Here is a 21,266-nt window from a genome sequence, read left to right on the forward strand (position 1 = left end):
GTGTCCGCATGGCGATCAAGACATACACGGCGCTGCTGCGCGGCATCAATGTGGGCGGCCACAAGAAGGTGCCGATGGCCCAGCTGCGGACCCTTCTGGAAGGCCTCGGCCACGGCGGCGTGCGGACGTATCTGCAGAGCGGCAACGCCGTCTTCACCGCGGACCACGGCGACGAGGAGTCGCTGGCCGCCGGGATCCGGGCGGCGATCGAGGAGAGCTTCGGCTTCGCCGTCGACGTGCTGGTGCGCGACGGCGCGTACCTGCGGGCGGTGGTGGACGCCTGTCCGTTCCCCGCCGCCGACCTGGCGGCCAAGCAACTGCACGCCACCTACTTCTCCGCCCCCGTCGACCCCGGCCGCTTCGCTTCCCTGGACCAAACGGCCTATCTGCCCGAGGAGTTCAAGCTCGGCGACCGCGTCCTCTACCTGTACGCACCCGACGGCCTCGGCCGCTCCAAGCTCGCCGAGCAGTTGGCCAGGCCCGGCCTGAACAAAGGCATCGTCGCCACCAGCCGCAACTGGAACACCGTCACCCGGCTCGTGGAGATGACCCGTGACTGACCGCGCGCCCACGGACCCCACCCGCACCCCCGCCGTCGAGGCGGCCATCGAGGGCGAACTGCGCCTCCTCGACCCCGGCGTGCGGGCCTCGCCCGAGCTCTTCGGGGCGCTGCTGCACCCCGAGTTCACCGAGATCGGCGCCTCCGGCAGGCGATGGGACCGCACCTCGGTCATCGAGGTCCTCACGGCGGACCCCGTCGGCAGCCCCACCACGACCTCCCGGATGCGGGGTGTCCAGCTCGCCGACGACCTGGTGCAGCTGACCTTCGACACGGACGACAACGGCCGCCGGGCGCACCGCAGTTCGCTGTGGCGGCGTACGGAGGACGGCTGGCGGCTCTGGTTCCATCAGGGCACGCTCTTCCACGACGACTGACGTTCCTGGTCAGCGGTGCCCCCGATGTGCGAGGCTCGGACCCGTGCGCTACATCATCATCGGGGCAGGGGCGGTCGGCGGCAGTGTGGGCGGGCGGCTCACCGAGGCCGGACACGACGTGGTGCTCGTCGCGCGAGGGGCCCACGCGGCGGCGCTGCGCGACGGCGGGCTGCGCCTGCACACCCCCGAGGGCATCGCCGTCCACCGTGTCCCCGTCGTCGAACACCCCGAGGAACTGAGGGAGTTGCGCGCCGACGACGTGCTGTTCCTGGCCGTCAAGACGCAGGACGCGGTGGCCGCCCTCGATGCCTGGGGCGGCCACCTGGTGGCCGACGGCGGCACCGCGGCCGAGACGCTCCCGCTGCTCTGCGCGCAGAACGGCGTCGAGAGCGAACGGATCGCCCTGCGCCGCTTCCGGCACGTCTACGGCGTCTGCGTCTGGCTGCCCTCGTCCCACACCGAACCGGGCGCGGTCTCCGCGCCCTGCGCCCCCTGGACCGGCATCCTGCACCTGGGCCGCTACCCCGCGGGCACCGACGGGACCGCGGCCCGGATCGCCGCCGACCTGGAGAAGTCCGGGATCCTCGCCCCCGTCGTCCCCGACGTGATGCGCTGGAAGTACGCGAAGCTCCTGGCCAACCTGGCCAACGCCGTCGAGGCGGCCACCGGGCCGATCACCGACGAACGGGCCAAGGGCGTGTACGCGCGGGCCCGCGCCGAGGGCGAGGCCGCCTTCACCGCGGCCGGGATCGCCTGGGCGGGCGAGGCGGAGCAGCGGGAGGTCCGCGGCGACCGCATCCGCCTCGAGCCCCTCGACGGCTCGCCGCGCGGCGGAGGCTCCTCCTGGCAGAGCCTGGACCGCGGCACGGGCAGCATCGAGGCCGACTACCTCAACGGCGAGATCTCCCTGCTCGGACGGGTGCACGGGGTGCCGACACCGGTGAACGACGCCCTGCGGCGGGTGGCGAACAGGCTGGCGCGCGAGCGCCGCCCCGCCGGATCCATGACGGTGGCCGAGCTCGTGCGCGAGGTCGGCGAAGCGGCCCGGGACCGCTCCTGAACACCCGCGCTGCGACGGCGAAGTGGCCCATGCCGGCGCCGTGCCAATGGCCCACGAGCGGGTGCCACCGGCTGGATAGTGTGGACGCATGACGACGCCGGCCGCAGCACCCGACACCCCCGCACAGGCCCCCGCACCCGCACCCGCCCCGACCCGGGTCGACTTCTACTTCGACCCGGCCTGCCCGTTCGCCTGGATCACCTCGCGCTGGATCCTGGAGGTCGAACGCCACCGCGACCTCGACGTCCGCTTCCACGTGATGAGCCTGTACTTCCACAACGAGGGCAACGACCTGCCCGACTGGTACCGGGACCTGGTCGACCGCTCGCTGACCCTCACCCGCATCGCCGCGGCCGCCGCGGACCGGCTGGGCGAGGGCGTCCTGCGCGACCTGTACACCGCCTTCGGCACCCGGGTCCACCAGGAGAAGAACGAGGACTTCGACGAGGTCGGCGCCGCGGCCCTGGCCGAACTCGGTCTGCCGGCCGACCTCGCCGACGCCGCGCACGACGCCTCGTACGACGTGCTGCTGCGCCGCAGCCACGACGCGGGCAAGGACCCCGAGGCCGACGGCTATGTGGGCACGCCGACGATCCACGTCGACGGCACCGTCTGGTTCGGGCCGGTGCTCCGGGCGATCCCGCGCGGCGAGGAGGCCGCCCGGCTCTTCGACAGCTTCCGTGTCCTCGCGGGCCACGCGGACTTCTTCGAGCTCAAGCGCACCCGCACCGGCGGGCTCGACTTCTCCTGACGCCGCCTGACGTCGCCGGCCGCGGACTCAGGATTCGGCGGGCGGCGCGGGCAGCCGCGAGGTGAGCTGCAGGGTGACGCGGCCGTCCTCGTCGGTGATCTGGCGGCCCTGCGTGTACCCGAGGCGCTTGAGTACGGAGAGGGAAGGGGCGTTCTCCGAGTCCACCGTCGCGTGCACCTCGGCCAGACCGAGGCTCTCGTGGCCGTACGCGGTGAGGAGCCGGGCGAGCTCGGTGCCGAGCCCGAGGCCCCAGCTCGCCCGGTTCAGGCCGTAGACGATCTCGTGGCCGTCGAGCCAGGACTCGGGGGAGGGCTTGATCTCGGCGTGCCCGACATAGCGCCCCTCGTACCGGACCGCCCAGACGGGGAAGCGTTCCTCCGCGTAGATCAGGGTGAATATCCGGCCGAACAGGGCGCGGTCCTCCGCCGCGCTCTGCATGCCGTCGCCGAACCAGCGGCCCACCGGCTCGTCCTGGAAGAGCGCGACGAAGTCCGCCTCGTCGGCGGCGACGTAGGGCGAGAGGACAAGGCGTTCGGACCGCAGTTCAGGAGTCATCCGCGTGACGGTAAAGGGACGGCCCCTCGTACTGCAAGCGTTTTCACCGTGCTGCGGTCCGGCGGCCCGCTCACCCCACCGGGCGCGGCAGACCGATGGGATTGGGGAACGGCATCAGGCGGGTGCCGAGGATGTGGCGGGCCGCCGGTTCCAGGGCCGCGAGGAGCTCGTCCACCTCACCCTTGGACAGCGGACGCAGCAGCCGTTCCGCGAGGCGGTCCGTGTCGTCCTCGATCAACTCCCGCTCGGTGACGCCGCTTTCGGTGACCCGCCCCGACGCGTCGAGCAGACCGGCGGCGCGCATCCGGTCCACGGCCACCGCCCACTCCTCCTCGCTCCAGCCCCGGTCCTGCCGGATGCCGGCCGGATCCACCCGGTCGGTCACGGCGGCCAGGACGAGACTCTCCCGGGCGTCGAGACCGTGGTCGGCGAGGACCGCCACATGCGCGTCTCCCCGGAACTCCCTGACGCACGTGACCAGTTGCCACAGCTGCTCCACCGGATCCGCGCGGCGCGCCAGATCCCGGTTGGCGGCGAACAGCGGGCGGGCGAGCGCCGGCGCGTCCTCGACCATGGCCGTCAGCGGCCCGTTCACGGCGGCCGCCAGCGCGTCGACGGAGGGCACCAGATGGCGCAGGGCGGTGGCGGTCAGCCGGGCGCGCTCCTCCACGACCCGGTCGGGGGAGGCGTACTCCCAGGCCGAGGGCAGGGACCGGGCCACCATCCCCGGGGCGAAGACACCGAGTGCCGCGGCCGCGACGCCCGGGCCGACCCGGCCCATCGGGGCGGTACGGGCGGCGAAGTACCCCATCCAGAAGCCCTTGAGCCCCACCGCCCGGCCGAGACCGCGGCAACGCTCCTCGAAGTAGACCACCGCGTGCAGGGGTTCGGTCCGCAGCCACAGTGTGCGGGATCGGCTCGGGGTCATGACCCCACAAGCTAGGCCAGTGCGGGAATCCGCGCCAGGGGAGCAACGGGGCAGGTGCCAGGCGCATACGCCTCGTCATGGCGCCGCAGCAGCAGCCGGGCCACTTCCGGGGCCTCGCCGAGCACCTCCGCGAGCAGGTCCGCGCCGGCCGCGCCCTGCGCGATCCGGTCCGGCAGGAAGCCCGGGGCGATGACGTAGGGCGCCACGGCCACCCGCCGCACCCCGGCGGTGGCCCGCAGTGCCCGCACGGCGTCCTCCGTGCGGGGCAGTGAGGCGGAGGCGAACGCAGGCCGCACGGCGCACCAACCGGTGTGCCGCCACTCCCGCGCGATGTCAGCGATCACTGCGATCGCCTCCGGGTCGGACGACCCCGCCGAGGCCAGCACGACCCCGGTCGAGGACTTGTCGGCGGGATCGAGCCCCGCCTCGTACAGCCGCCGCTCCAGGGCGGCAAGGAGCAGCGGCGAGGGGCCGAGGACCGCGGCCTGGGTGACGCGGAGCCGGGCCGGCGCCGCGCGCAGCACCGCCGGGATGTCCGACTTGGCGTGGAAGGCCCGGGTCAGCAGCAGCGGCAGCACCACCACGTCCCGTACCCCCTCGGCGTCCAGCCGCTCCAACACCCCGGAAACGGTCGGGGCGTCGAAGTCCAGGAAACCGGTCTCCACCCGCAGCCCCGGGCGCAGCGCGCGCACCTGGCGCACCAGGGCGCGCACGGTCGCGGCGTGCCGCGGATCGCGGCTGCCGTGGGCGACGACGAGGAGGACGGGACGGGGCGCGGCGGGACGTTGCGGGGTGTGCACGGTGGTTCAGCTCCTCACCAGGAGGCCGCGGCTGCGCAGGACGCGCCGCTCCAGCGGGCTGAAGATGAGCAGATCGATGGCGATGCCGACGATCAGGATGAGGAAGATGGCGAGGAAGACCATCTGCATGGAGCTGGCGTTGCGGCCGTTCTCCAGGAGCTTGCCGAGGCCCACGCCGAGGTCGGGCGAGGACGCGATGATCTCCGCGGCCATCAGCGAGCGCCAGGAGAACGCCCAGCCCTGCTTGAGGCCCGCGAGATAGCCGGGCAGTGCCGCGGGGAGCACGATGTGCCAGGTGTGCCGCATCCCGGTCGCGCCGAGCGTGCGGCCCGCGCGCAGGAACAGCGGGGGCACCTGGTCGACGCCCGAGACCAGGCCGTTGGCGATGGACGGCACGGCGCCGAGCAGGATCACCGCGTACATCATCCGGTTGTCCAGGCCCAGCCAGATCACGGCCGGCGGCACCCAGGCGACCGACGGCAGCGACTGCAGACCGGAGAGGATCGGGCCGATCGCGGCCCTGATGAAGCGCACCCGCGCGACGACCAGGCCGAGCGGTGTGCCGATCACCAGGGCGAGCAGGAAGCCGAGCAGCCCGCGCGAGACGGAGGTCCAGATGTAGTCGAGGAGCGTGCCCGCGAGCCAGGCCTCGCGGGCCTCGTCCCAGACCGCGGACGGCGCCGGCAGCTTGGTCGGGTCGTCGACGATCTTGAAGGAGACCAGCGCCTGCCAGACCAGCAGGACGAGCAGTACGGCGGTGACCGGCGGCAGCACCTTCTGGAGAAGAACCTCACGGACGGGCGGCCGGGTGGGGCCCGCGTGCGTCTCCAGCGCGTCCAGGCCCGCCTCCAGGCCGGCGAGGTCCTGGCCGTCCCCGGCCTCCTTCGCCGGGCGGGTCGTCTCAGTCCTTGCCATGACGGCGGATCTCCCCACGCAGTTGTTCGGTGATCTCGACGGACAGTTCCGCCACGGCGGTGTCCTCGATGCGGCGCGGGTGGTCGATGTCGACCCGCCACTCGTGCGCCACCCGGCCGGGGCGCGACGAGAGGAGCACGACGCGCTGCGCCAGGCGCACGGCCTCGCGGACGTTGTGCGTGACGAAGAGGACGGAGACGTCCGTCTCCCGCCAGATCCGGGTCAGCTCGTCGTGCAGCACGTCACGGGTGATCGCGTCGAGCGCCGCGAACGGCTCGTCCATCAGGAGCAGCCGGCTGTCCTGGGCGAGCGCGCGGGCCAGCGCGACGCGCTGGCGCATGCCGCCGGACAGCTCGTGCACGCGCTTGCCGAACGCGCCCCGCAGCCGGACGAGTTCGAGCAGCTCCTCGGCCTTCGGGCGGCGCTCCGGCTTCGGCACGCCGCGCAGTTTGAGGGCCAGCTCGATGTTCTTGCCCGCGGTCAGCCACGGGAAGAGCGCGTGGTCCTGGAACATCAGAGCCGGGCGCCCGTCCGTCGCGATGGTGCCCGCGGACGGCTTGTCGAGGCCGGCGACCAGATTGAGCAGCGTCGACTTGCCGCAGCCCGAGGCGCCCAGGAGGGTGACGAACTCGCCCGGCGCGACATCGAGCGTGATGTCGTCCAGGACCAACTGGGGCCCGGCGGGCCCGTTGAAGGACTTCGAGACGTGCTCGATCCGTGCGGCGTGCGCGGCCGTGGTGCGGATGCCCTCCGCGGCCTTGGCGAGAGTGGTTGCCATGGTCGTCACCTCCTGGGAACTCGGCTGGATCCGGGGTTACTTGACGCCGAGACCGGCGTCGTCGACCGGGGACTTCCCCGCGGCCTCGAGGACCTTGTTCAGCGGGCGCAGGTCGTAGATTCCCTTGAGGTCGGGCTTGTCCAGGAGCCCGGCCTTGACCGCGTGGTCCGCCTCCGCGTCGAGGGTGGCGGCCAGCGGGTCGTCGGTCGTGGTGATGGACTTCCACGCGGGGTCGAGCACCTCGGCGGGCAGCGGCTTGCCGGTGTCCGCCTTCAGCCGGGCGTTGGCGGCTGCCTTCGCCTTCTCGGGGTTCTTCGCGATCCAGGCGTTGGTCTTCACCGAGCCGCGCAGCACGGCCTCGACGACCTTCGGGTGCTCCTTCAGGAACTCCTGCCGCACGATGATGTTGGTGATCACGAACTTCTTGTCCGGCCACAGGTCGGCCTCGTCGAGCAGCACCTTGCCGCCCTGGGCGACCAGCTTGGACGCGGTCGGCTCCGGCACCCAGGCGCCGTCCAGGGAACCGGACTTGTAGGCGTCCGGGGTGATCTTGTTGTCGGTGCGGAGCACCGACACGTCACCCTTGCCGCTCTGCGCGTCGACGTCCCAGCCCTTCTCGGCGATCCAGTTGAGGAAGGCCACGTCCTGGGTGTTGCCGAGCTGCGGCGTCGCGATCTTCTTGCCCTTGACGTCGTCCAGGGACTTGATCTTGTCGGGGTTCACCACCAGCTTCACGCCGCCGGAGGCCGAACCGCCGATGATCCGCAGGTTCTTGCCCTGCGACTTGGTGTATCCGTTGATGGCGGGGGAGGGGCCGATCCAGCCGATGTCGATCGAGCCGGCGTTGAGCGCCTCGATCTCCGAGGGGCCGGCGTTGAACTGGGAGTACTTCGCCTCCGTGCCGCCGAGCTCCTTCTGGAAGAGGCCTTCCTGGTTGCCCACCAGGGCGGTGGCGTGGGTGAGGTTCGGGAAATACCCGATCTTCACGCTGTCCAGATCGTCGATCTTCTTGGCGCCGGCCGCGACCTTGGAGCCGTCGTCGGTGTCGTCGGACTCGGAGCCGTAGCCGCAGGCGCTCAGCGCCAGGGCCAGCAGGGGCAGGGCCGCCAGGGCGGCGATGCGGGTACGTGAAGCAGGCACGGGAGGTGGTCCCCTCGTTGGCCCGGTCGCACGCCGTCAGGTCGTGGCCGGGAGATCGGCAGGTCTTCGTCTTCGCGGGTGTCGTACGGGCAGGGCGTGGGCGCGCGGCCGGTGTGCGTGCGCGGCCCACGCCAGGGGCGTCACCTCACACATCGCGCGACCCCGCCCTGCCCGCTGCCGAGGGCGCCGCTGCCGATGCGGCCGCCCTCCTTCGCGAACGTCGCGAATATGTCGACGTAACCCATGTCAGAAGTCCCAGCCCTCGTCGTCCGCGGGGGTGTTCGCCCGCTCGGCGTCGTCGGCGGGGGCGGCGAACGCGTCACCCGCCATGCCGGCCGCGAGCGTCGTGCCGTCCACCGGGTCGATCAGCAGGAAGGAGCCGGTGCGGCGCGAGTCGGCGTACGCGTCGAGCGCGAGCGGCTCGGCGGTGCGGACCTTCACGCGGCCGATGTCGTTGGCGACGAGCTGCCCGGGCTCCGGGTGCTGGGAGAGGTCGTCGAGGGTGAGCCGCGAGGGGATGTCCTTGACGATCGCCTTGACCGTACGGGTGGTGTGCTTGAGCAGCACCCGCTGGCCGACGGTGAGCGCGGAGTCCGCGACGTGGCAGACCGTGGCCTCGACGTCCTGCGTGGTCGGCGGGGTGTCGCCGCTCGGCACGATGAGGTCGCCGCGCGAGATGTCGATGTCGTCCGCCAGGAGCAGGGTGACGGACTGCGGCGTCCAGGCCACGTCCACCGGCGTGCCCAGCAGGTCGATCCCGGCGATCTTCGAGGTGCGGCCGGACGGCAGCACCGTCACGGACTCGCCGACGCGGAACGTGCCGGCCGCGATCTGGCCCGCATAGCCCCGGTAGTCGGGGTGCTCGGGCGTCTGCGGGCGGATCACGTACTGCACGGGCAGCCGCGCGTGGCAGGAGGCCAGGTCGTGGCTGACCGGGACGGTCTCCAGGTGTTCCAGGACGGTGGGGCCGCCGTACCAGTCCATGTTGGAGGAGGCCTCGACCACGTTGTCGCCGGCCAGCGCCGAGATCGGGATGGCGGTGATCTCGGGGACGCCCAGCTCGCCGGCGTAGGCGGTGAACTCCTCGGCGATGGCGGCGAAGACGCCCTCCCGGTAGTCGACGAGGTCCATCTTGTTGACGGCGAGGACGACGTGCGGGACGCGCAGCAGGGCGGCGACCGCGGCGTGCCGGCGGGTCTGCTCGATGACTCCGTTGCGGGCGTCGACGAGGACCACGGCGAGGTCCGCGGTGGAGGCGCCGGTGACCATGTTGCGGGTGTACTGCACATGGCCGGGGGTGTCGGCGAGGATGAACCGGCGCCGGGGCGTGGCGAAGTAGCGGTACGCCACGTCGATGGTGATGCCCTGCTCCCGCTCGGCGCGCAGGCCGTCGGTGAGCAGCGCGAGGTCGGGGGCCTCCTGGCCGCGGTCCTGCGAGACCCGCTCCACCGCCTCCAGCTGGTCGGTGAGGACCGACTTGGAGTCGTGCAGGAGGCGGCCCACCAGGGTGGACTTGCCGTCGTCGACGGAACCGGCGGTGGCGAACCGCAGCAGGGTGGTGGCCGAGAGCTGCTCGGTGGAGAGCGGCTGGACCGGCTCGGTGGTGCTGTTGCTCATGGTTAGAAGTACCCCTCGCGCTTGCGGTCTTCCATCGCGGCCTCGGAGAGCTTGTCGTCGGCGCGGGTGGCGCCCCGCTCGGTCAGCCGGGAGGCGGCGATCTCGGTGATGACGGCGTCCAGCGTCGTGGCGTCGGAGTCGACGGCGCCGGTGCAGGACATGTCACCGACCGTCCGGTAGCGCACCAGGCGCTTCTCGACGGTCTCGCCCTCCTTGGGGCCGCCCCAGTCGCCGGCGGTGAGCCACATGCCGGAGCGCCGGAAGACGTCGCGCTCGTGGGCGAAGTAGATCTGCGGCAGGTCGATGTCCTCGCGGGCGATGTACTGCCACACGTCCAGCTCGGTCCAGTTGGAGAGCGGGAAGACGCGGACGTGCTCGCCGGGCGCGTGGCGGCCGTTGTAGAGCTGCCACAGCTCCGGGCGCTGGCGGCGGGGGTCCCACTGGGAGAACTCGTCGCGCAGCGAGAACACGCGTTCCTTGGCCCGGGCCTTCTCCTCGTCGCGGCGTCCGCCGCCGAAGACGGCGTCGAAGCGCTCGCTCTGGATCTTCTCGGTGAGGGGCACGGTCTGCAGCGGGTTGCGGGTGCCGTCGGGGCGCTCGCGCAGCTTGCCGGCGTCGATGTACTCCTGCACGGAGGCCACGTGCAGGCGCAGCCCGTGCTCGGCGACGACGCGGTCGCGGTAGGCGATGACCTCGGGGAAGTTGTGCCCGGTGTCCACGTGCAGCAGCGAGAAGGGGATCGCCGCGGGGGCGAAGGCCTTCAGCGCCAGGTGCAGCATGAGGATGGAGTCCTTGCCGCCGGAGAAGAGGATCACCGGCCGCTCGAACTCCCCCGCCACCTCGCGGAAGATGTGCACCGCCTCGGACTCCAGGGCGTCCAGGTGGCTGAGCGCGTACGGGCTGTCCGTCTCCTCGGAGACGCCTGCGACGGTCGTCATGCGAGACCCCTCTCGGTGAGCAGCGCGTGGAGGGCCGCCGCTGACTCCTGCACGGTCTGGTCCTGCGACTCGATGCGCAGATCGGGCGACGCGGGCGCCTCGTACGGGTCGTCGACGCCGGTGAGACCGGATATCTCGCCCGCCGCCTGCTTGGCGTACAGCCCCTTCACATCGCGTACGGAGCACACCTCGACCGGCGTCGCGACGTGCACCTCCAGATAGCCGGTCCCGGCCGTCTGATGGCGCTTGCGGACCGCCTCGCGGCTGTCGGCGAACGGCGCGATGACCGGCACCAGGGTCAACACCCCGTTGCGGGCGAGCAGTTCGGCGACGAAGCCGATGCGCTGCACATTGGTGTGCCGGTCCTCGCGGCTGAAGCCCAGGCCCGCCGAGAGGAACTCGCGGATCTCGTCGCCGTCGAGCACCTCCACCCTGCGGCCCTCGGTGCGCAGCCGGCCCGCGAGCTCGTGGGCGATGGTGGTCTTGCCCGCGCTCGGCAGGCCGGTGAGCCAGACGGTGGCTCCGGTGGTCACGTGGTTCTCCCGGGTTTCTTGCTGCGGTGTCTCGTGCGGCGCGGTCATCCGTGGATCCCGCACTCGGTCTTGGCGTTCCCGGCCCAGCGGCCGGCCCGCGCGTCCTCGCCCTCCAGCAGGCGGCGGGTGCAGGGGGCGCAGCCCACCGAGCCGTAGCCGTCCATCAGGAGCGGGTTGGTGAGCACGCCGTGCTCGGTGACGTAGGCGTCGACGTCGTCCTGCGTCCAGCGGGCGATCGGCGAGATCTTGATCTTGCGGCGCTTCTCGTCCCAGCCGACGACCGGGGTGTTCGCGCGGGTCGGCGACTCGTCGCGGCGCAGTCCGGTGGCCCAGGCGGCGTACCCCTTGAGGCCGTCCTCCAGGGGCCGCACCTTGCGCAGCGCGCAGCACAGGTCGGGGTTGCGGTCGTGCAGCCTCGGGCCGTGCTCGGCGTCCTGCTCGGCCACGGTCTGCCGCGGGGTGAGGGTGATGACGTTGACGTCCATCACGGCCTCGACGGCGTCGCGGGTGCCGATGGTCTCCGGGAAGTGGTAGCCGGTGTCGAGGAAGACGACGTCGACGCCGGGCATGGCCCGCGCGGCGAGGTGGGCGACCACCGCGTCCTCCATCGAGGAGGTCACGCAGAACCGTCCGCCGAAGGTGTCGGCGGCCCACTGGAGGATCTCCAGGGCGGAGGCGTCCTCGAGGTCGCGTCCCGCCTGCTCGGCAAGATCCCTCAACGCCTCGTCGTCGAGCTGCTGCTGGTCCTGAGCAGTCGTCATATCTGGTCCCCTCCACCGCTGGTGTGCTGAACGCCCCGGGCGAGCAGCCCGAGGAACTTCAGCGAGAAGGCGCGGTTGCAGGCCGCGCATTCCCAGGCGCCGTGACCGGCCTCGTTCGGACGCAGGTCCTCGTCGCCGCAGTAGGGGCAGTAGAAGGGTGCCGCGCGCTCGCTCACTTGAGGGCCTCCTCGGCTGCGCGGGCCGCCCAGGTCGCGAACCGCTCGCCGTCCTCGCGCTCGTCCTGGAAGTGCCGCAGGACGCGCTCGATGTAGTCGGGCAGCTCGGTGGCGGTGACCTTCAGGCCGCGGACCTTGCGCCCGAAGCCGGCGTCGAGGCCGAGGGCCCCGCCCAGGTGCACCTGGTAGCCCTCCACCTGGTTGCCGTCGTCGTCCAGGACGAGCTGGCCCTTGAGGCCGATGTCGGCGACCTGGATACGGGCGCAGGCGTTCGGGCAGCCGTTGATGTTGATGGTGAGCGGCTCGTCGAACTCCGGGATGCGGCGCTCCAGTTCGTCGATGAGAGAGGCGCCGCGCGCCTTGGTCTCGACGATGGCGAGCTTGCAGAACTCGATGCCGGTGCAGGCCATGGTGCCGCGCCGGAACGGCGAGGCGTTGACCCGCAGGTCGAGTGCCTCCAAGGCGGAGACGAGCGAGTCGACCTGGTCCTGCTCGACGTCGAGCACGATCATCTTTTGCTCGGCCGTGGTGCGCAGCCGGCCCGAGCCGTGCGCCTCGGCGGCCTCGGCGATCTTGGTGAGGGTGGCGCCGTCCACCCGTCCGACGCGGGGGGCGAACCCCACGTAGAAGCGGCCGTCCTTCTGCCGGTGGACGCCGAGGTGATCGCGCCAGGTGCCCGGGGGCTGCTCGGGCGGGGGGCCGTCAATGAGCTTGCGCCGCAGGTACTCGTCCTCGAGGATCTGGCGGAACTTCTCCGGGCCCCAGTCGGCGACGAGGAACTTCAGCCGGGCGCGGGTGCGCAGCCGGCGGTAGCCGTAGTCGCGGAAGATGCCGATCACGCCGCCGAAGACGTCCGGCACCTCGTCCAGCGGCACCCAGGCGCCCAGGCGCACGCCCAGCTTGGGGTTGGTGGACAGGCCGCCGCCCACCCACAGGTCGAAGCCGGGGCCGTGCTCGGGGTGGTGGACGCCGACGAAGGCGACGTCGTTGATCTCGTGCGCGACGTCCAGCTGCGGCGATCCGGAGATCGCGGTCTTGAACTTGCGCGGCAGGTTGGAGAAGTCGGGGTTGCCGATGAAGCGGCGCTGTATCTCGTCGATGGCGGGGGAGCCGTCGATGATCTCGTTCTCCGCGACGCCGGCGACGGGCGAGCCGAGGATGACGCGGGGCGTGTCACCGCAGGCCTCGGTCGTCGAGAGCCCGACGCCCTCCAGGCGCCGCCAGATCTCGGGGACGTCCTCGATGCGGATCCAGTGGTACTGGATGTTCTGCCGGTCGGTGAGGTCGGCGGTGCCGCGCGCGAACTCCTGGGAGACCTCGCCGATGACGCGCAGCTGCTCGGTGGTCAGCCGGCCGCCGTCGACGCGCACCCGGAGCATGAAGTACTCGTCGTCCAGCTCCTCCGGCTCCAGGACCGCGGTCTTGCCGCCGTCGATGCCGGGCTTGCGCTGGGTGTAGAGACCCCACCAGCGCATCCGCCCGCGCAGGTCGTTGGGGTCGATGGAGTCGAATCCACGCTTCGAATAGATCGTCTCAATGCGTGTCCGCACATTGAGACCGTCGTCGTCCTTCTTGAACTGCTCGTTCCCGTTGAGCGGCGTGAAGTGACCGACGGCCCACTGGCCCTCGCCGCGGTGACGGCTCGCCTTGCGGCGGGGCGTTGCTGGGGCAGGCTTTTCTGGCGTGGCGGCCATAGTGGTACTTCCTTCGGGGCAGCGGGAATGCGGCTCTGACCTGCGGGGATGGGCACATGCGGAAATGTGCGCGCGGCGCTGCGCAGGGAGGGGTGCGGGGAAGATCAGAGATCAGGGATGCGGCGGCGCTGAGTCGATCAGCGAGCCGGACACATGGCGCTGGACATGCGGCCGAGATCGACGTGACGTCGACTCACCAAGGCTGTTCCAGTGCGATCCATGCCGGAAGCGTGTCATGGGACTTTCGACCCAGTCCAGCATTATCCAGAATGCGGACACCCTTGTCCCGCATCGTGGACAAGGGTGTCGTCGGTCACAAGTCGTCGTTCCCCACCGGGCGTGCGGCGTCAGTCGCGCGCGGCTCCCGGCCACGGGCCCGGCGTCGGCTCGTCCGCCTCCTGCTCCACGGTGGTGTCGAAGAGCGTGAAGCCGCGCCGCAGGTAGTTGTCCATCGCGTGCTCGCCGTCCTTGGAGCAGGTGTGCAGCCAGACCCGCTCGGTCGGCGCGAGCCCCGGCCACCGCTCGGCCAGGTCCCAGGCGCGCGCCACGCCGACCGACAGCAGATGGCCGCCGATGCGCCGCCCCCGGAAGGCCGGGAGCAGCCCGAAGTAGACGATCTCCACGACACCCTCCGCCGCGTCCCCCTGCTCACCGCGCGCCGCGAGCTCCACGTATCCGGCCGGCGTGCCCCGGTCGTACGCGACCCAGGTCTCCACCCCCGGCCGGTCGAGCAGCTTCTGCCACTCGGCGTGGGTCAGGGAGAGCCGGTCGGTCCAGCGGATGTCCCCGCCGACGGACGCGTACAGGAACCGGCTGAACTCGGGCGAGGGCACTTCCGCGCGGGCGATCGTGATGTCGCCGTCGGGCGCGGCGGCCGGCAGCAGGTCCCGGGGGGACGTCTGCTCCAGGGACCAAGTGGTGACAGTGATGCTCATGGGGCTCAGCGAACCACGGGCCGGGGCCCGCGCCGCGTCCGGGCCCCGCTCAAGGCTCCGCCCCCTGCCGCGCCGCGCGCACCGCCGGCGCCATCGAGTGGGGCAGCAGATCCGCCGACCGCTCCGGCATGATCACGTCGACGTCGACGTCCTCGTGGAGGCGGTAGGGGCGGTGGGCGAGCAGTCCGCCCAGGTAGCGCCGCACGCGGGAGAGTTCGGCGCGGACGGTCACCCGGCGCGCCGGGTCGCCGAACATGTCCTCGGCGAGATCCGACGCGGTGCGCCCGGCGCGGGAGGTGCAGAGCAGATAGAGCAGCTCGGCGTGGCGCGGGCTCAGGTCGTGGGTCCAGTCCCGGGCGCCGCCGAGCACCGAGAGCGTCCACCGGCGCGGGCTGCTCACGTCCAGGACGAGCCGGGTCGCGGTGACCGGCTGGGGCGTCCCGCCGGGGTCGTCGGGGCGCAGCAGCCAGCCGCCGGGCAACGGCTCCACCAGGCACGGCCCCAGCGAGGGCAGCCAGGTGCGGCCCGCCCCGAAGGACTTGGGCAGCGCGAGACGGTCGGCCCGCGGCATGCCCGTCACCGCGGCCGTCCACCCGTGCACGTCGACCGCGAGCGCCCGCCCGTCGAGCCGGGCCAGCACCGGGGCCGCCACCGCGCGCAACCGGTCGAGGGCCCGCACGTGCCGGTCCCGCAGCCGCGCCTCGGCGAGCCTCGCCACCGAGTCGACCAGGGCGACCGTGGCCGGGTGGACGGTCTGCAACGGACCGCTGACGTCGACCACGCCCAGCGGTCGGCCGTCGCGCGGATCCGTCACCGGCGCGCCCGTGCACGTCCAGGCGTGGTGGGTCTGCACGAAGTGCTCGGCGGAGAAGACCTGTACGGGGCGGCGCACCACCAGCGGCGTGCCGATCCCGTTGGTGCCGACGACGTCCTCCGACCAGTCCGCGCCGAGTTCGAAGCCGAGCGAGTCCGCCCGGCGCAGCACGGCGGCGCTGCCCTCCCGCCACAGCACGCGCCCGTCGGTGTCGGCGACGACCATGATGTGCTGCGCCGCGTCCGCCACCGAGACCAGGATGTCGCGCAGGTCGGGCAGGACGTCCGCGAGCGGCGACGCCCTGCGCCGCTCCGCCACCTCCTCCTCGCCGAGCGGTCTGGACCGGACGTCGTGGTCCGGGTCGACCCCGCCGTGCAGCATCCGCCCCCACGAGTCGCCGATCACGGGGCGCGGCAGGAGCTGCGGCCGCCGCCCGGAGAGGGTGGCGTCGCGCACCCCCTTGAGGAGCCGCGCGGCCTGGGTTTGGTCCATGGCGGATATCCGCGCGAGGTCGATCGTCGGCGGGGCGTTCATGGCCACAGGGTCCTTTCCGGCCAGACCAGTGTGGGGGGGGCAGGTGTCCATGGTGGCGGGTGCCCGGGCCGTGCGTCAGGTGCCGTCCCCCTCGCGTCCGCGTCCGCGGTGACAAGACGTACGGCTCGTACCCGCTGCCCGCTGCCGCGCCGACTGGTGGGCTGCGCAGCCGGTCCCTCACTCGAATGGGCGTACGTTACGGGCTTCGGCCCCGGCAGAACAGGTGGGAAGGCGCGGGCGGGCGGACGATGGCCGGGGGGTCCGGCAAGCCTGTGAGGTGGTCGCTGTGCAGAGCAGAGCGGTGATATCGGAGTTCCTCGGAACGTTGCTCCTCGTCTTCTTCGCCGTGGGGTCGGCGGTGCTCGGCGCGGCGTTCATCGGCACGCTCGGCATCGCGCTGGCGTTCGGCTTCACGCTGCTGGCCCTCGCGTACACCCTCGGCCCGATCTCCGGCTGCCACATCAATCCGGCGGTGACGCTCGGCATGCTCGTCGCGCGTCGCATCGACGGCCGCACCGCCGTCACCTACTGGATCGCGCAGTTCCTCGGCGGCATCGCGGGCGCGGCCCTGCTCTTCCTGCTCGCCAAGCAGGTGCCGGGCCTGAGGACGAGCGGCGCATTCGGCAGCAACGGCTACGACGACCGCTCCGAGGTCGGCATCAACCTGGGCGGCGCCTTCCTCACGGAAGTGGTCCTGACCTTCCTCCTCGTCTTCGTCGTCCTCGGCGTGACGCACCGGGTGGCGGTGACCGGCTTCGACGGGCTGCCGATCGGCATCGCGCTGGCCGTCATCCATCTGGTCGGCATCCCGCTGACCGGCACCTCGGTCAACCCCGCCCGGAGCCTTGGCCCCGCCCTGTTCGCCGGGGGAGCCGCGCTGTCCCAACTGTGGCTGTTCATCGTGGCCCCCCTGGTGGGCGGCGTGATCGCGGCGCTCGTGCACCACGTGACCCACCCCGCGGGCGAGGAGCGGCTCATCGCCGACAAGGCGTCCGCCGCGTGATCCGGAGCCGCCCGCCCCGCTGACCGCGGCCCCACCCGGCCACCCCTCGGGGGGAGCCGTCCTCCGGGTGGGGCTCAGGGCATCTGCGGCACCCGGAACCTGCGCCGGTACTCACCGGGCGTCGTGCTCAGGCGGCGCCGGAACGCGCGGACCAGCGTGTCCACCGTGCCGAAACCGCAGGCGGACGCGATCCGTTCGAGGGTGGCGTCCGAGGACTCCAGGTCGTGGCGTGCCTTCTCCACGCGCACCGACTCGATGTACGCGTGCGGGGTGACGCCCAGTTCTGTCTTGAACAGCCGCGTCAGATGCCGGTCGCTGACATGCGCGTACTCGGCGAGTTCGGTGACGGTCAGTGGCTCGGCGATGCGGCGCAGGATGTGGTGGCGCAGGTCCTCGATGCGCCGCGTCGTGGAGAGCTGGGTCAGCGGCACGCTGAACTGGCTCTGGCCGCTGGGGCGTTTGAGGTACATCACCAGCTGCCGGGCCACCCGCAGCGCGACCGCCTCACCGAGATCGTCGGCGATCAGTGCCAGGGAGAGGTCGAGGCAGGCGCTGATGCCGGCCCCGGTCCACACGTTGTCCGCACGGATGAAGATCGGGTCGGCGTCGACCTCCACCGCCGGGTGGTCGGCCGCCAGTCGCTGCGCGGTCGACCAGTGCGTGGTCGCCCGCTTGCCGTCCAGCAGCCCTGCCGCGGCGAGCAGATGCGCGCCCACGCACACGGAGGTGATCCGGTGAGAACGCCCGGCGAGCACCTTCACCCACGCGACGAGATCGGGGTCGACCAGCGGGTGGACGCGGCGCTCCTCGTCCACCTCCACGGCGCCGGGCACCAGCAGGGTGTCGATGCTGCGGCGCGCGGCCTCCTCGAAGGTGAGGTCGGGCAGGATGCGCACGCCCGCGCCGGTGGTGACCGGGTCCATGCGCGCGGCGGCGAGCACGACCCGGTAGCCCGCCGCCTCGTCCGTCTCGCGCAGGGCGAGGGAGAACACCTCGGGCGGCCCGGTGACATCGAGCAGGTCGACGCCCTCGAAGAGCACGATGACGATGAGCCGTCGGGCGGCGGTGTCCGGCACGGAACTCCCCCTGGTCAGCCGGGTTGCGGGCAGGTCTGGTCCACGTCCGGCCCGCGCCTGGACCCTGTCTGCACCATGTCTGGATCTGCAGATTACATGTCATTGCCGACGCGCCGGCCCGGTCCTAGCGTGGGAGGCACAGCGCGGCGGGCCACCGCGAACTGCACCTCTCCCACACCTCACCGAAGGCGGTACACCCATGTCCAGAACGACGCTGCGCGAGCTCAACGGCTTCGACCAGGAGCCCGCGAAGCTCACCGGCTCGACGCTGATCCTGATCGACTTCCAGAACACCTACACCCGGGGCGTCATGGAACTCGACGGCTGGGAGGAGTCCCTGGACGCCGCCGCGCAGCTGCTGGCACGGGCCCGCGAGGCCGGGACCCGCGTCGTGCACGTCATCAACGACGGCGGCGAGGGCACCCCGTACGACATCCGTGCCGAGATCGGCGCCATCCACCCCCAGGTCGCCCCCCTGGAGGGCGAGCCGGTCGTCGTCAAGCAGGTCCCGAACGCCTTCGTGGGCACCGACCTGGCCACCCACCTCACCGAGGGGCAGGACGTCGTCATCGCGGGCTGGATGACCCACATGTGCGTGGCGTTCACCGCCCAGGGCGCCTTCCTCAACGGCAACCGTCCCACCGTCGTCGCCGACGCCACCGCTACCCGCTCGCTCCCGGTCGCGGGCACCGACATCGACGCCTCACAGGTGCACCACAGTGCGCTGGCCACCATCGCCGACCTGTACGGGGTCGTGGTTCCCAGCCACAAGGAGATCGTCCGATGAAGACCGCGCTGCTGCGTTCGGCCGCCGCCCTGGGCGCCGCCGCCGTGCTCGCCACCACCCTGACCGCCTGCGGCGGAACCTCCGAGGCCGCCACGCGCACCGACAGCCGCGACCGGCGCCACGAGAAGAACCACGCCAAGAACACCACGACGCTGCGCCAGTTGATGAAGCTGGACGAGACGCCCGCGAAGCTGTCCGACGCGACGCTGGTCCTCGTCGACTACCAGAACGTCTACACCGGCGGCACGATGGAGCTCACCGGCTGGCGCGAGGCGGTCAAGAACACCGAGACCCTCCTGGAGCGGGCCCGCACGGCGCACACGCCCGTCATCCACGTCGTGGAAAAGGGCTACGACCTCACGTCGAAGGCCGGCCAGATCATTCCGGCACTCAAGCCGGCCAAGGGGGAGACCGTCGTCGAAAAGGCCGTCCCCAACGGCTTCCACGACACCGACCTCGCCGCCGAACTCAAGAAGACCGGCCGCAAGAACGTCATCATCTCCGGCTTCATGACCCACATGTGCACCCTCTTCACCGCCGAGGGCGCCGTCTACCACGGCTACCACCCCACCGTGATCGGCGACACCTCGGCCACCCGCCCGCTCCCGGTCAACGGCAACCCGCGCGGCATCCCCGCCCGGCAGGTGCACGAGTCCGCCCTCGCCACGATCCAGGACCGCTTCGGCGTCGTGGTCCCCGAGCAGCGCGACCTCACATAGCCCCGACCGTTGCAACCTCTTGCAACTCTGGTCAAGGACCGGACGTTGTCCGAGGGTGGACAGCACACCGCCCGTGCGGTGTTCTCGCTCCTCAGGGGGCCCGAGAGGCGGGGGTGGTGCCGTGTCGGCGCAGCACCACCCCCGTGCCGGCACCAGGGTGCCGGGCTAGACCGACGGTGCGGTCCGCGCCACCACGGCGGCCAGATCCAGACTGTGCGGCAGCGTGCCGAACGCCGCGCCCCAGTCCCCGCCGAGCCGCGAGGCGCAGAACGCGTCGGCCACCTCCGGTGGCGCGTACCGCACCAGCAGCGAGCCCTGGAGCACCAGTGCCATCCGCTCCACGAGCCGCCGCGCCCGGCCCTCGATGCCGTCCAGATCGGCCAGTTCGGTCAGCAGGTTCTTGATCGCGCCGTCCAGGCGGTGGTCGGCGCCGCGGGCCCGGCCGACCTCCTGGAGGAACGCGTTGAGCGCCTGCGGTTCGCGCTGCAGCGCCCGCAGCACGTCGAGGGCCTGCACGTTGCCCGAGCCCTCCCAGATGGAGTTGAGCGGCGCCTCGCGCAGCAGCCGGGGCATCCCGGACTCCTCCACATAGCCGTTGCCGCCCAGGCACTCCAGGGCCTCGCCGACCATCGGCGTGCAGCGCTTGGTCACCCAGTACTTCGCGGTCGGCACCGCGAGCCGCAGGAACGCCCGCTCCTGCTCGCTCCCGTCGTCGTAGGCCGCCGCCAGCCGCAGCGCCAGCGTCGTGGCCGCCTCGGACTCGAGGGCCAGATCGGCCAGTACGTTGCGCATCAGCGGCTTGTCGACGAGCTTGCCGCCGAACGCCTCCCGGTACGTGGCGTGGTGCACCGCCTGCACCACCGCCTGCCGCATCAGCGCGGCGGACCCGATCACACAGTCCAGCCGGGTCGCCGCCACCATCTCGATGATGGTGCGCACCCCGCGCCCCTCGTCGCCCACCCGGCGCGCCCACGTCCCGTCGAACTCGACCTCGCTGGAGGCGTTGGACCTGTTGCCGAGCTTGTCCTTGAGGCGCTGGATGGCGAAGGCGTTGCGCGTGCCGTCCTCCAGGACCCGAGGCACCAGGAAGCAGGTCAGCCCCTGCTCGGCCTGGGCGAGCACCAGGAACCCGTCCGACATGGGCGCCGAACAGAACCACTTGTGGCCGGTGAGCGTGTACGTCCCGTCCTCCGAGAGGGCCGACGCGCGCGTCGTGTTGGCCCGCACGTCGCTGCCGCCCTGCTTCTCCGTCATGCCCATCCCGAAGAGGACGCCGGCCTTCTGCGACGCCGGGCGCAGCCCCTCGTCGTAGACCGTCGAGGTGAGGCGCGGCTCCCACTCGGCGGCGAGCTCCGGGTCGGCGCGCAGCGCGGGCACCGCGGCGTGCGTCATCGAGACCGGGCAGCCGTGCCCCCCTTCGGCCTGCGTCCACACCAGGAAGCCCGCGGCCCGCCGCAGATGTCCGCCGGGCCGCGACCAGGCCGCGGTCAGCCCGCCGGAGACGGCCTTGCCGAGCAGCCGGTGCCACGCCGGGTGGAAGTCGACCTCGTCGATCCGGTGGCCGTAACGGTCGTGCGTGCGCAGGACGGGCGGATTGTCGTTGGCCTGGTCCCCCCACCTCTGTGCCTGGGCGGAACCCGCGGAGCGGCCGAGCAGGGAGAGCTCCGCGGATGCGGAATCGAGGAGCTCCGGATCCAGGTGCCGCTCGACGCCCTCCACGAGGGCGCGGTCGGACGCGAATACGTCATATCCCACCAGGGGCGGAGCCTGGTTGGTCACTGTGTGGGTGCTGGCTGCCATGCCGCTACGGTAAGGA

24 protein-coding genes are annotated in these 21,266 nt (G+C 72.0%); 7 read left to right on the forward strand and 17 right to left on the reverse strand.

The window, feature by feature from the left end:
* The first annotated feature begins 8 nt into the window (after nucleotides 1-8).
* The 4 genes from ACZ6B8_RS08455 to ACZ6B8_RS08470 all read left to right on the forward strand — a co-directional run bounded on the left by ACZ6B8_RS08455 (nucleotide 9) and on the right by ACZ6B8_RS08470 (nucleotide 2,747).
* A complete protein-coding gene (locus ACZ6B8_RS08455) occupies nucleotides 9-560 on the forward strand; it encodes a DUF1697 domain-containing protein (RefSeq protein WP_471606692.1) in 552 nt (183 codons plus the stop codon).
* A complete protein-coding gene (locus ACZ6B8_RS08460) occupies nucleotides 553-936 on the forward strand; it encodes a nuclear transport factor 2 family protein (RefSeq protein ID WP_471077547.1) in 384 nt (127 codons plus the stop codon). Before ACZ6B8_RS08455 ends, ACZ6B8_RS08460 begins: the two co-directional genes overlap by 8 nt.
* 43 nt (nucleotides 937-979) lie before the next feature.
* Nucleotides 980-1,996 (forward strand): ketopantoate reductase family protein, encoded by a 1,017-nt coding sequence (locus tag ACZ6B8_RS08465; protein WP_471606693.1) that lies wholly within the window; start codon nucleotides 980-982, stop codon nucleotides 1,994-1,996.
* 88 nt (nucleotides 1,997-2,084) lie between these two features.
* Complete coding sequence (locus ACZ6B8_RS08470; RefSeq protein ID WP_471606694.1) at nucleotides 2,085-2,747, forward strand: mycothiol-dependent nitroreductase Rv2466c family protein; 663 nt, start codon at nucleotides 2,085-2,087, stop codon at nucleotides 2,745-2,747.
* Between the two features lie 27 nt (nucleotides 2,748-2,774).
* Here ACZ6B8_RS08470 and ACZ6B8_RS08475 read toward each other — a convergent pair whose 3' ends face one another.
* The 15 genes from ACZ6B8_RS08475 to ACZ6B8_RS08545 form a co-directional block, all read right to left on the reverse strand.
* Nucleotides 2,775-3,302: a GNAT family N-acetyltransferase gene (locus tag ACZ6B8_RS08475; RefSeq protein WP_471077556.1), complete on the reverse strand. Its 528-nt coding sequence runs from the start codon at nucleotides 3,300-3,302 to the stop codon at nucleotides 2,775-2,777.
* Between the two features lie 70 nt (nucleotides 3,303-3,372).
* Nucleotides 3,373-4,230 (reverse strand): SCO6745 family protein, encoded by an 858-nt coding sequence (locus ACZ6B8_RS08480; RefSeq protein ID WP_471077559.1) that lies wholly within the window; start codon nucleotides 4,228-4,230, stop codon nucleotides 3,373-3,375.
* An 11-nt stretch (nucleotides 4,231-4,241) separates the two neighbouring features.
* On the reverse strand, nucleotides 4,242-5,030 hold the full coding sequence (locus ACZ6B8_RS08485; protein ID WP_471606695.1) for a sirohydrochlorin chelatase: 789 nt from the start codon (nucleotides 5,028-5,030) through the stop codon (nucleotides 4,242-4,244).
* Nucleotides 5,031-5,036: 6 nt separating this feature from the next.
* Nucleotides 5,037-5,945, reverse strand: coding sequence for an ABC transporter permease (locus ACZ6B8_RS08490; protein ID WP_471077565.1), 909 nt, complete (start codon nucleotides 5,943-5,945; stop codon nucleotides 5,037-5,039).
* Nucleotides 5,932-6,723, reverse strand: coding sequence for an ABC transporter ATP-binding protein (locus ACZ6B8_RS08495; RefSeq protein WP_471077568.1), 792 nt, complete (start codon nucleotides 6,721-6,723; stop codon nucleotides 5,932-5,934). Before ACZ6B8_RS08495 ends, ACZ6B8_RS08490 begins: the two co-directional genes overlap by 14 nt.
* 36 nt (nucleotides 6,724-6,759) lie before the next feature.
* Complete coding sequence (locus ACZ6B8_RS08500) at nucleotides 6,760-7,863, reverse strand: ABC transporter substrate-binding protein (RefSeq protein ID WP_471077571.1); 1,104 nt, start codon at nucleotides 7,861-7,863, stop codon at nucleotides 6,760-6,762.
* Nucleotides 7,864-8,109: 246 nt separating this feature from the next.
* Nucleotides 8,110-9,480, reverse strand: a complete 1,371-nt coding sequence (locus ACZ6B8_RS08505; protein WP_471606696.1) for a sulfate adenylyltransferase subunit 1 — start codon at nucleotides 9,478-9,480, stop codon at nucleotides 8,110-8,112.
* A 2-nt stretch (nucleotides 9,481-9,482) separates the two neighbouring features.
* Nucleotides 9,483-10,418 carry a sulfate adenylyltransferase subunit CysD gene (gene cysD / locus ACZ6B8_RS08510; RefSeq protein WP_471077577.1) on the reverse strand — a complete coding sequence of 312 codons (936 nt, stop codon included), beginning with the start codon at nucleotides 10,416-10,418 and terminating at the stop codon, nucleotides 9,483-9,485.
* Complete coding sequence (gene cysC, locus ACZ6B8_RS08515; protein ID WP_471077580.1) at nucleotides 10,415-10,999, reverse strand: adenylyl-sulfate kinase; 585 nt, start codon at nucleotides 10,997-10,999, stop codon at nucleotides 10,415-10,417. Before cysC ends, cysD begins: the two co-directional genes overlap by 4 nt.
* The gene (locus tag ACZ6B8_RS08520) at nucleotides 10,996-11,712 is read right to left on the reverse strand and encodes a phosphoadenylyl-sulfate reductase (protein ID WP_471606697.1); all 717 of its coding nucleotides are present in this window, start codon (nucleotides 11,710-11,712) and stop codon (nucleotides 10,996-10,998) included. The genes cysC and ACZ6B8_RS08520 overlap by 4 nt, the downstream gene beginning before the upstream one ends.
* Nucleotides 11,709-11,888 (reverse strand): hypothetical protein, encoded by a 180-nt coding sequence (locus ACZ6B8_RS08525; protein WP_471077586.1) that lies wholly within the window; start codon nucleotides 11,886-11,888, stop codon nucleotides 11,709-11,711. Before ACZ6B8_RS08525 ends, ACZ6B8_RS08520 begins: the two co-directional genes overlap by 4 nt.
* Complete coding sequence (locus ACZ6B8_RS08530; protein WP_471077589.1) at nucleotides 11,885-13,582, reverse strand: nitrite/sulfite reductase; 1,698 nt, start codon at nucleotides 13,580-13,582, stop codon at nucleotides 11,885-11,887. Before ACZ6B8_RS08530 ends, ACZ6B8_RS08525 begins: the two co-directional genes overlap by 4 nt.
* 137 nt (nucleotides 13,583-13,719) lie before the next feature.
* On the reverse strand, nucleotides 13,720-13,803 hold the full coding sequence (locus ACZ6B8_RS08535) for a putative leader peptide (protein ID WP_355806261.1): 84 nt from the start codon (nucleotides 13,801-13,803) through the stop codon (nucleotides 13,720-13,722).
* Nucleotides 13,804-13,929: 126 nt separating this feature from the next.
* Nucleotides 13,930-14,517: a GNAT family N-acetyltransferase gene (locus ACZ6B8_RS08540; RefSeq protein ID WP_471077592.1), complete on the reverse strand. Its 588-nt coding sequence runs from the start codon at nucleotides 14,515-14,517 to the stop codon at nucleotides 13,930-13,932.
* 49 nt (nucleotides 14,518-14,566) lie between these two features.
* A complete protein-coding gene (locus ACZ6B8_RS08545) occupies nucleotides 14,567-15,865 on the reverse strand; it encodes a GAF domain-containing protein (protein ID WP_471077595.1) in 1,299 nt (432 codons plus the stop codon).
* A gap of 286 nt (nucleotides 15,866-16,151) precedes the next feature.
* On the opposite strand from ACZ6B8_RS08545, the gene ACZ6B8_RS08550 reads away from it, so the two are divergent.
* Complete coding sequence (locus ACZ6B8_RS08550) at nucleotides 16,152-16,868, forward strand: MIP family channel protein (RefSeq protein WP_471077598.1); 717 nt, start codon at nucleotides 16,152-16,154, stop codon at nucleotides 16,866-16,868.
* A 74-nt stretch (nucleotides 16,869-16,942) separates the two neighbouring features.
* Here ACZ6B8_RS08550 and ACZ6B8_RS08555 read toward each other — a convergent pair whose 3' ends face one another.
* Entirely contained in the window at nucleotides 16,943-17,944 is a 1,002-nt protein-coding gene (locus ACZ6B8_RS08555) for a GlxA family transcriptional regulator (protein WP_471606698.1), read from the reverse strand.
* Between the two features lie 199 nt (nucleotides 17,945-18,143).
* Between ACZ6B8_RS08555 and ACZ6B8_RS08560 the strand changes: the two genes are divergently transcribed.
* Both ACZ6B8_RS08560 and ACZ6B8_RS08565 read left to right on the forward strand, forming a co-directional pair.
* Entirely contained in the window at nucleotides 18,144-18,731 is a 588-nt protein-coding gene (locus ACZ6B8_RS08560; protein WP_471606699.1) for an isochorismatase family protein, read from the forward strand.
* On the forward strand, nucleotides 18,728-19,450 hold the full coding sequence (locus ACZ6B8_RS08565) for a cysteine hydrolase family protein (RefSeq protein WP_471606700.1): 723 nt from the start codon (nucleotides 18,728-18,730) through the stop codon (nucleotides 19,448-19,450). The genes ACZ6B8_RS08560 and ACZ6B8_RS08565 overlap by 4 nt, the downstream gene beginning before the upstream one ends.
* 165 nt (nucleotides 19,451-19,615) lie before the next feature.
* Here ACZ6B8_RS08565 and ACZ6B8_RS08570 read toward each other — a convergent pair whose 3' ends face one another.
* On the reverse strand, nucleotides 19,616-21,250 hold the full coding sequence (locus ACZ6B8_RS08570; RefSeq protein WP_471077610.1) for an acyl-CoA dehydrogenase family protein: 1,635 nt from the start codon (nucleotides 21,248-21,250) through the stop codon (nucleotides 19,616-19,618).
* Nucleotides 21,251-21,266: the final 16 nt, after the last annotated feature.

The organism is Streptomyces sp. NPDC041122 (assembly GCF_055592445.1).